General features: G+C 67.2%; 7 protein-coding genes and 1 pseudogene. 3 read left to right on the top strand and 5 right to left on the bottom strand.

Annotation, left to right across the window (positions count from 1 at the left end; genetic code table 11):
• Window positions 1-106: 106 nt before the first annotated feature.
• A protein-coding gene (locus tag ACGF8B_RS41990; RefSeq protein ID WP_392748197.1) for an IS5 family transposase occupies window positions 107-915 on the bottom strand; the annotation gives its coding sequence in 2 pieces (ribosomal slippage) (window positions 107-576 and window positions 576-915; 810 coding nt in all).
• 394 nt (window positions 916-1309) lie between these two features.
• Here ACGF8B_RS41990 and ACGF8B_RS41985 point away from each other — a divergent pair.
• Window positions 1310-1936, top strand: coding sequence for a hypothetical protein (locus ACGF8B_RS41985; protein WP_392748195.1), 627 nt, complete (start codon window positions 1310-1312; stop codon window positions 1934-1936).
• 184 nt (window positions 1937-2120) lie between these two features.
• Window positions 2121-2624 (top strand): hypothetical protein, encoded by a 504-nt coding sequence (locus ACGF8B_RS41980; protein WP_392748193.1) that lies wholly within the window; start codon window positions 2121-2123, stop codon window positions 2622-2624.
• Between the two features lie 81 nt (window positions 2625-2705).
• Here the strand turns inward: ACGF8B_RS41980 and ACGF8B_RS41975 are convergent, their stop codons facing one another.
• The 3 genes from ACGF8B_RS41975 to ACGF8B_RS41965 are packed head-to-tail and all read right to left on the bottom strand — an operon-like array spanning window position 2706 to window position 6766.
• Window positions 2706-5171, bottom strand: a complete 2466-nt coding sequence (locus ACGF8B_RS41975; RefSeq protein ID WP_392748192.1) for a tyrosine-type recombinase/integrase — start codon at window positions 5169-5171, stop codon at window positions 2706-2708.
• A complete protein-coding gene (locus ACGF8B_RS41970) occupies window positions 5168-6466 on the bottom strand; it encodes a tyrosine-type recombinase/integrase (RefSeq protein ID WP_392748190.1) in 1299 nt (432 codons plus the stop codon). The genes ACGF8B_RS41975 and ACGF8B_RS41970 overlap by 4 nt, the downstream gene beginning before the upstream one ends.
• Window positions 6467-6475: 9 nt before the next feature.
• Entirely contained in the window at window positions 6476-6766 is a 291-nt protein-coding gene (locus ACGF8B_RS41965; protein WP_392748188.1) for a hypothetical protein, read from the bottom strand.
• A gap of 1040 nt (window positions 6767-7806) precedes the next feature.
• Here ACGF8B_RS41965 and ACGF8B_RS41960 point away from each other — a divergent pair.
• On the top strand, window positions 7807-9117 hold the full coding sequence (locus tag ACGF8B_RS41960) for a replication-relaxation family protein (RefSeq protein ID WP_392748186.1): 1311 nt from the start codon (window positions 7807-7809) through the stop codon (window positions 9115-9117).
• A gap of 141 nt (window positions 9118-9258) precedes the next feature.
• Here the strand turns inward: ACGF8B_RS41960 and ACGF8B_RS41955 are convergent.
• Window positions 9259-9362 (bottom strand): annotated as a pseudogene (locus ACGF8B_RS41955) (GNAT family N-acetyltransferase); the annotation flags it as partial.

Here is a 9362-nt window from a genome sequence, read left to right as displayed (position 1 = left end):
GACGAGCCACGGTCGGGAGTTCCTCTTTGCCACGAACGGACCAACGAGCAACCAAGCCGACAGTCACATGATCAACAGCTTCTGTTAGGACCTCTAACTGATCGTTTCATAATGAAGTTCGGAGTCGTCTCAAGCAGATGATGCTGCAGGCGAGTTGGATTAGGCCAAGGTGGAGGTCGGCGCGTATCTCGTAGCGGATCCGGAGCCGCTTGAACTGGTGGAGCCAGGCGAATGTGCGCTCGACGACCCAGCGGGTCTTTCCCAGGCCGGAGCCGTGGGCTGTTCCTTTCCGGGCGATCTTCGGTGTGATGCCGCGGGCCCAGAGAAGGCGGCGGTACTTGTCGTAGTCGTAGCCACGGTCGGCGAACAGCCGGCCCGGCCGGTGCCTCGGCCGCCCGCGGGCCCCGCGAATGCGGGGTATCGCGTCCAGCAGCGGTATCAGCTGAGTGACATCGTGACGATTTCCGCTGGTCAGCGAGACGGCGAGCGGGGTGCCGTGCCGGTCGACGATCAGGTGGTGCTTGCTGCCCGGACGCGCGCGGTCGACCGGCGAAGGTCCGGTGTGAGCCCCCCTTTGAGGGCCCGGACATGAGAGCCGTCGACTGCCGCGTCGCCCATGTCCAGCAGGCCCGCGGCCCGCAGCTCGGCCAGCAGTACCTCGTGCAGCTGCGGCCAGACACCGGCCTCGGTCCAGTCCCGCAGCCGACGCCAGGCCGTCACACCGCTGCAGCCGACCTGTTCGGCCGGAACGTCCCGCCAGCTCACGCTCTTGCACAGCACGTAAACGATGCCCCGCAACGCAGCCCGGTCATCCGCCGGCAACCGCCCGGGATACCGATGCCGCCGCGGCGGACGAGCAGGCAACAGCGGGGCCACACGCTCCCACAGGTCATCAGGCACAAGATCAGCAGACACCCAACAGATCCTGCCGACACATCACCCAACCGCCAAGACCCACAACGAACTTTATTCTGAAACGATCAGTAAGGGGAGATCAGCGACGCCGTGGCTGCTACGCTGTTGGTCGATCTGAGGAAGTGTTTTTTCGGTGCACATACTCGACGATCCGTCGGGGCTCTCACGTCGTGCTGTTGATTTTTTGGCACATTCCGCATACATGGATCTCCCCACGTGGGAGCGCCTGCCCACCGATTTCATGCAGGTCCGTGATCGCCGAGGCAAACTCGTGTCGGCACCCTGGGAGCTGGTAGTACGCCGGGAGGGATTCGCCCAGAAATTCGGTGGCTTGAGGTACACGGTTCGTGGCGGCCCACACGGGTACATGCATGTCCCCTCAAGCGTCCGCCAGATGCAGAACGAATACCCGGATGAGGTCAGGACATGGCTCCTGGACCGCATGACCCGCAGCGCCGCCAAGGGCCCCCGGGAGCGGTGGGGCAGGTTTTTGGGATGGGACTTCGACCTGCAGTGCGGAGTGTGGCAGGATCGCCGCGGATGGTTCTTCCACTGGGGTGGCGAGGATGTGGCCGCTCCAATCAACTGGGTTCAGCACACCGATGGCCGCTGCGGCGCGTATCTCCCTCTTGAAAACCGTCCCCCCCTGTTCGAGTCCGAATACCCCACCATCCTCCACATGATCGAATCGCAGTCCCTCTCGGACCTTGTGGCTGACTGGGATGAGTGGCACGGCGCAACAGGACCCATAGCCCGGGCATTCGACGACCTCCCCGTCGTCCCCGAAGCGTCTGGCCCATGGGCAGGCTGGCGTATGGACGCGGATGTCGTCGTATACGAATTTCAGTATTTCTTGGGAGAGCCGAAGCCGCAGCGGCCCTGGGGGGCTCGGATCTACACGTCTGGCGGGAAAGGTCGGCGGCGGGTGGAGCAGGCTGCCTGCCAGTCGACAGCCGCGGCAAGCCACTTGAGAAGCTGTTGTCCTTCCAGACGTGAGGGCCACGTTTCCGGTGATCTCTGAGTAGCCCCTGGTCAGACCTTGCTTAGGGGCTGGTGAAGATGTCGTGCCCGCCGATACGGCGCCAGACGATGTGCGCGCCGCCTTCTCTGAACTACGCGTACAACGGCAGTGCGAAGGGAGGGTGAGGGCTTCCTTCAACGCCGCTGTACCGTCATTGGGTAGAAGATCACTGGCAGGGGGCGGGATGAGTCAGCTTGAGTTCAGCTGGGAACTCAGTGGTAGTGGTTGGGCGACCTGCCGCATCGCGGACGGTGTGTCGGAGCGGAAGGACTTCGTGAGCTACTGCACGGACGCCCTTGCGGACGTGCTCCACGGTGTCGTAGGGCTCTACGGTCGCACCTCCGTCCAGCGTTTCTCTTTCGATCTTGAGCCAGCTGAGGTGAGGTGGGTTCTCCGCCGCGAAGGCTCAGAAGTTCACGTCGCGATCTACCGGTTTCCCGACATGTCCACGAGCTTCGACGCGCCGGACCAGGCAGGCGCACTCTCGTGGTCCTCCACTCAGCCCCTTAGCCTCCTTGGGCACGTCGTCTTGGAGGCTGCTCAATCGGTGGTCCGGCTTCACGGGGAGGACGGCTACAGGGCGAAGTGGGTTCAGCACCCGTTCCCCGTTGCTGCGCTGCAAGACCTCCGTCGGCTGCACTTGCAGCACGACAGATGCGAGCGCCAGCACGGCGGGCTGTCCGCCTAGATCACGGTCAGACGCAAGCTTCTCTGAACTGAGGGTTGGTCGAGAGCGGCTGTGGAAGCCGGGGCCCCGTGCCCTCGGCCGTTACCTGGTGGCTTCGCTGGTGCGCGCGGTGAGCTTGGCGAGGCTGGGTAGGCCCAGGAAGACGGGGGATTGCTTCCTCTCTTGCTGGGCTTCGATCTGGGCGATCTTGTCTTCGGCGGCGGCGAGGCTGGTGGATAGTCCTTCGACTTCGCCGAGCCATCCTTCGCGTTCGGCTTCGGCGATCCTGTCTTTGAGGTTGTCGCGGATCTCCTCCAGGCGGGGCTTCTCGTCCGCGGCGACGATCAGGACCGGGCAGCGGACGCAGGCGTGTTCGTGGATGCAGTCGGTTCCGTAGGCCCGCCCGCACTCGCCCAGCGCCAGCTTCCTCCGCTCGAAGTGGGACAGGAACTCCTGCCATTCCTCAGCGGTGACGGACCTGTACTCCTCGACCGGGCGGAGGCCGCGGCGACGGGCGATGAAGGCGCGGTGCGCCTCGAGCGCATCCGTCGGGTAGATGGCCGCGTATCCCATCGTGGTGTTGATGTTCCTGTGGCCGGCGATGACCTGGGCAATGTGTGGTGGGAGGCCGTTGAGGATCGCCTCGGTGATGAACATCCTGCGGAAATCATGGGGTTGGAAGAGCAGCGGATGCCCGGAGCTGTCGGTGATCCCGGAGTGTCTCAGTGTCTCGTCGAGGGCTTTGCGGATCATGCTCCCTGAGACGGGCCTGCGCTCGTGGCTGATGCTCCACTGGAAGAGCAGGGGCATCGGTGCGTTCCAGGTCTTCTCGTGCAGGTCGTAGCTGGGTAGCAGTGGCACTCGACCGGTGTTGTCGCGGACGCGTGAGATGACCGCGCTGAGCACGTCGGCAAGCTCGGGGCTGATGAGGATGAGCCGTTCCTGATCGGTCTTCGAGGGCGCGATCTGGAGAAGCGGCACGACGTCCCCGCCGGGCAGCCGGTAGCTGATGATGCTGTGGTGGCTGAGCTCCTGGAGCTCCTCGATCCGGATCCCGGTGTGACGGAAGATCTCGATGGCCGCCCAGGCCCAGAACGCCCGCCGTTCCTCGGCGCCCAGGTCGCGTCGCTCGCCTGCGGCGTCACGGACACCTGTGGGGTGGCCGTCGGGACGGACGCTGCTCTTGGGGACGGTGAACGTCTCGCCGAGGACCGTGAAGGTGGATCCCAGCGGCGCCGCGTTGAGGGCATCTAGCCTGGCCGTGGCCTCTTTCAGCCTGCGGATCGCGACCCGGACGAGCACCGGCAGGACGGGAAGACGTTCCCGGGTGCGTCGGTCGGACTTGGACTTCTGGCGCCTCTCCAGCTTTTTGACGGAGCACTCGGCCTCGGTGACCGGGGGAGGAGAGGCCCACTGTCCCCACCGTTCAGGCTCGCTCAGGGCCCACTCGCCGATGTCGAGGTAGAACGCCCGCACCGTCATCTTGATCGCGGGCGCGCTGGTCCGCGGTTCGGTCACCGTGATCACGGTTCCGTCGGCTTGCCTCCGGCGGGGGGTCTTCGTCGCGAGGCGGGTCTTCCAGGCCGTGGCGGTCTCGGGCGACAGCCGGAGGGAGTCGATGCCGGGGTGGTGCTGTTCGAGGTCGGCCCAGAAGTTGCCGGCGAGGGTCGCTGCCAGGCTCTTGAGGGTGGCGTAGTCCAGGGTGGGCTGGCGTTCGGTGAGGTAGCTGACGAGCAGGTCACGGACGGGCTGGCACTTCAGGTCGTAGCGGTCCACGAGCTCTGCCGGAGTGACTTGCCCGGCGCGGTGCGTGGTGAACAGCAGGGTCGTGGGGGCGTCGTGGGGGAACTGGCCGCGTTCGCGGAGCCAGAGATAGGCGAGGCGCACTCCGCGAGTGGTGCGGTTGTAGGCCACGGGCGCGTAGCACCGCTCCAGAAGGTCTCCGACGACGATGTCCTGAAGTTTCCCGCCCCTGGTCGCCAACACCTGGGCGAGGGCAGCGAGCGCTTCCGAAGCGTGCCGGGTGACGCGGACGTTCTGCGGGATCCAGGCTTCCAGGCTGACGAACCCTTCCGGGTCGCGGGCCTGTGCGAGGGCCGGCCGCAGATGCCTGGAGTAGTTCACGGCGAGCCATGTTGTCTCCGGGCGGACCACGTCCGCGCAGAGCAGGGCCAGCACCCCGGCCTGGAGATGGCCCGTCTTGGTCGCCCTGTCGACCGTCGGTGTCCACTCCCGGACCTTCTCGTACCACTGTTCCGGTTCGGCGGCGATCGGACTGGCCTCCCAGCGCTGCTGCCAGGTATCGCCGGGGAAAGTCTCCAGCCAGGAGAGCAGGATGCGTACCCCGACCATCCGGCTGTCCTGCGTGGAGGGGCGGCCCTTGACCCTGAGCGGCGGCTGTCCGAGACGAGCGATGACCTCGTCGCGGGTCGCGGCCGTCTCGGGCCAGATGGTCAGCCGGGGACGGGCGGGGAACCGCTTCAAGAGCGCGACCGCCTCGGCTCCCGCCAGCACCCGGTTCGGTGGTGCCGGGACAGCAGTAGCGAAGGTAAGACTCGATGCCGTCATGCGAGGGTCCCTCCGAACAGGATGCCGAGGGACTCGGGGTTGTAGGCGGGTGCCGACGGAGGGGGAGACGGGCGGGCCCGCTTGCGCTCCTGGCGGGCATGGTGGGCGAGCCCGGCCTCGATGACCTCGTCCGTGCTGGGGTTGATGTACTTCTGCAAGGTGCTCTGGTACTTGTGGCCCAGGATGTGCTGGACGTAGGCCATGGACAGCTCCGGGTCCTGCGTCATCCGGAAGGTGGCCGTGTGCCGCAGGTCGTGAAGGGTCCAGTTCGAGCCCAGCAGCTTGTTCGCACGGACGAACATGGCGCGTGCAGCGTGATAGTTCAGCGGGCGCCAAGGCCTCCGGAGGGTCCACCACAATGGCTGGTCACGGCCTCGGGGGACTCCGTTGGCCCAGGCATCCTCCTGGTAGAGCCGCATCCAGACGAACGCGTCAGGTGAAGCGGGAAGCTGCTGGTAGACCCTGGTGCCCTTGCGGATCACGCCGATGAGCTGCTGCCCGGGGATCGCATCGCGTTCCCGGCTCGTCAGGAGCTCCTCCGACCGGGCACCGGTGGAGACCCAGGTGGCCAGCAGGGCCCTGTCCCTGTCCGAGCGCAGCCCCGCGAAGACCTCGGTGTACTTGTTGTCCGGTATCCGGCGCGGAATCCGCTCAGGAACGCGAGGACGGTACCGACCAGTCCGCTGGGCCTTGAAGTCCTCCATCGGATTGTGATGGGCATTGGCTCGCCCGCGGCGGCGGGAACGGTCCAGAGGGAACGGGTTGACCAGCAGCGAGCCGGAGTTGCTGGCGAGGTGGAAGTCGTAGAAGGTCCGCAGAACCGTCTCGCAGTGGGCCCGAGTGCTCGCGGCGTACTTCTTCCCGATGGTGGGTTTTCCGGTCACCGGGTTCGGAGATCCCGGGACGGGTGCTTCCGTAGCGGCCTTCAGGGCAGGCCGGCCTTCGCCTGCGGGCGCGTTTCGGCGCCGCCAGTGCACACGCACCGGCTTGTCGGCCAGCTGCATCCAGAGCACGAAGTCCCGCGCGTCTTCCCGGACGGCCCGATCCCACTCGATGTCGAGCGCCCACAGGAACCGCCACCACCGCAGCAGGTCGTTTCCGTACGACCGTAGCGTGGTTGCCGGGGTGTCTGCCGCGAGCAGGTCCTTGAAGTACACGGCGACCGGCTCGACCCGCAGACCATGCCGATCGAGCAACCGGTACGGCTCCCAGACGTCTCCCGTCGCCAGCAGCTGACCGGATTCGGGCAGGGCGAAGTTCCTGAGATCCCTTCCGGGACCGCTGTGATCAAGCATGCCGAGAAGCTAGCAGACATGCCATCTGACCTGCGAAAACGTCGAAGTTAGTTCAGTCAACACGCCGTGTATCTGTTCCGTTCCGTAGGACCAGGTCGCCCGGCCGCCGCCGGACCACGTGAGCTCGTAGACGCCCGGTGCGCAGCGCACGCGCTTGATGCGCAGGCCGGCACGGAAGTGTCCGGAGCGGAGGTCGGGCACGAAGGCCCGCGTCACGATGCGGCGGAAGCGCCGGCGCTGGTCGGGGGTGAGATGGTGAAGGTCGGTGGTGAAGCGGGGCAGGGCCTCGTAGGTGGGCACGGCGATTTCCTCCAAAAAGCACGAAGCCCCCGGCCGGTGGCCGGGGGCAGTGGTGGTGGCTGTTCGTGTTGAAGGGCGTCGGTGACGTGGTGTTCAGTCGTGCCGGCTCGGGGGAGCGGTACGTAGGTACGCGCGATGGAGTCGTCTGTTGGCGGTTGTTGGCGAGAACCGGCGTCAGACGGTGTGGGATCGGCCACGGACGAGCCGTGCGGTCAAGGGGTGGTGATCGAGCTCCTGGCCGAAGCCCGGACGTGCAGCAGCACCGGACCTATCGGCCTCGGCCTGCGCATGACACCCTAGCCGGGTGCGCGGGTCAGTAATTGGGTCAGCGGCCGGGTGCTTTCGACCCCGCTCCTGGTGTACCTGCGGGCGACCCGGCAGCCGCCTCAGGCGGGTTCCGGAACCTGAAACTCCCGCAGGTCATACGGGAGACGGGCGTGGGTCTTCTGTTCCAGGCCGCTCATTTCGGCGAGGTCTCCGTGGTCGGCCCGACCATGACCCCTTGTCCACGTCCGCTGCCGGCCGCGTGCAACGGTGTTTCTCCTTGTCCGGGCTCGCTACTGGCCGCCGTCAGGCGGCGGACAAGGGGCGGGTGTGCACGCTGCTGCCTCGATCACCGCCCCGACCTGGGGCGTTCGGACCGAGGGAGACCATTGCGATGACGCCACACCGACCAGCAGCCAGCCCCCGCTGTGACCGGCCCGACCACGGGCCCGAGCCGCGCCGGGCAAGCTGTGGTGCATTCCTGCGGCACCCCCTCCGGATACCGCTTGGGACCCCCCTTTGGTGCCTGGCACCAGGCAGGACGGTAAACCGGCTGGTCACACCGCATAGCCGGCCATGTTCCGCACCGTCACAACCCTCTTCTCTCCTCTTGTACTTGCTGGTGATGTCAGTGGAGGAGGAGATCATCGGGTTCCGGGGGCCGGATGCCCTCTGCGGCCGGCCTGGCGCACAACGGGGGAGCGGGGCTGATGGTGGGGAAGCGGAAGACGAACCCAGCGGGATCCACGAACAGTTTCCGCGGGGATGTGCTGAGCGTGCTTGGAGTGCTGAAGGTGGCCACGGCCGATCAGATCCAGCGGATCGGCGCGCCGCGCCTGACCTGCCGGCGCACCGGCAAGGACACTCCGGCGAGGCAGAAGCAGGCCCGCGCCGCCTCACACACCGGCGCGCTCTCCGACATGCGCAAGCACGGCCTCACCGAGAGCGGCGGCACCACCTCGGGCGGGGAGACCCTGCGCAACCTCACCATCAAGGGCCTGGAGGCCGCCTCCTACGAACTCGGTCGTCCCGTGACGGAGATGGGCTCCACCGCCCGCGGCGCGGGCGCCAGCGGCGCCACCCACCCCATGACCGTCAACGAGACCGTCATCGCGATGCTGCGCCCCAAGCCGAACCTCGCCCGGATGACCGAGGATCCTGCCGAGGTCCGGGCGGCTGCCCAGGCCGCCATCGATGCACCCGGTGGGATCGGCATGATCGCTCAGTACTGGACCGAGGTCCCGCTGCCCGCCACCGGCACCTGGAGCACGCCAGGTAAGGGCGGCGCCCAGGCCGACATCGTCCTGACCGCCCCGCAGGACCGGGTGCCGCTGCTGTTCATCGAGGCCGACAACTGCCACGAGACCGCCGAGGAACTCGCCGACAAACTGGAGAAGTACGCCTGCTTCTTCCGGCGGAAGACGAAGGACACCGACGGCAGGGAACGCCCGATGTGGCGCACCCGCTGGACCGTCCCCGAGGCCAGGCCCGCCGAAGTACCGCACCCGCCCGTCCTGCTCGTGTTCAACCGCCTCGGCGACCGCAACCCCAACCGCACCATCCCGAGCCTGATGGAACTCACCCACCACCTGTGGGCCGGGGAACGGTTCGAGGACCACCACCTCTACAACGGGAAGATCCCCATCATCGCGACCAGGCTGCGCAACCTGCGCGAGCACGGCCCGCACGGCGCAGTGTTCCTCCGCTTCGGCCGCGACCACATGCAGCCCCTGCGTGAAGCGATCGGCAACCCCCGCCGCGAAGCGGCCGACACACGCAGACGAGCCGAGCAACAGGCCCACCAACGCGCATACAAGGAGCAGCAGCGCCGCGCGGCCGAGCAGCAGAAGGCCGAACGGGAAGCACGCCGCCCGGCCTGCACCGGCTGCGGCACGAAGCTCACCGACGACCGCTGGAAGGCGGCCCAGGCACACCCGACGCCGGGACCGCAGTGGCATCCGACGCTGTGCGACGGCTGCGAGGACCAGGCCGTCGAGGCCGCGAGCCGGGCCGAGAACGAGCACCAGGAGCAGGAGCAGATCCCCGGGCAGAAGGCCGGCGGCTGGTTCTCACGCCTGCGCATCTGACCCGGGCAGCCTTCCGCCGGCGACCCTGGGCAAGCCCAAGGCGACCCTGGGCAAGCCCCGGTTGCCTGCGGCGGCTGGAAGGCGTGGACAGTCCATGGCCATGCCGGTGCGCCGGCAGTACGCGGCGATCAGCAGGCCGGTCTACGCGTTGGGGAGGCCGCGGAGCATGACGGCGTAGAGCGGGGAGTCGGGGAAGGGCTGGCGTTCGCCGATCTTGCGGTATCCCCATGTTTCGTAGAGGGCCT

This window comes from Streptomyces sp. NPDC047917, from assembly GCF_043204345.1.
Taxonomy (GTDB): domain Bacteria; phylum Actinomycetota; class Actinomycetes; order Streptomycetales; family Streptomycetaceae; genus Streptomyces; species Streptomyces sanglieri.
Note: the sequence above shows the minus strand (reverse complement) of the source record. Positions and strands in the feature narration are given on the sequence as shown.

Bases quoted from the DNA above. Each gene is read 5' to 3' on its own strand.
- ACGF8B_RS41985 (WP_392748195.1), top strand. From the start codon at position 1,310: ATGCAGAACGAATACCCGGATGAGGTCAGGACATGGCTCCTGGACCGC.
- ACGF8B_RS41980 (WP_392748193.1), top strand. From the start codon at position 2,121: ATGAGTCAGCTTGAGTTCAGCTGGGAACTCAGTGGTAGTGGTTGGGCG.
- ACGF8B_RS41975 (WP_392748192.1), bottom strand. From the start codon at position 5,171: ATGACGGCATCGAGTCTTACCTTCGCTACTGCTGTCCCGGCACCACCG.
- ACGF8B_RS41970 (WP_392748190.1), bottom strand. From the start codon at position 6,466: ATGCTTGATCACAGCGGTCCCGGAAGGGATCTCAGGAACTTCGCCCTG.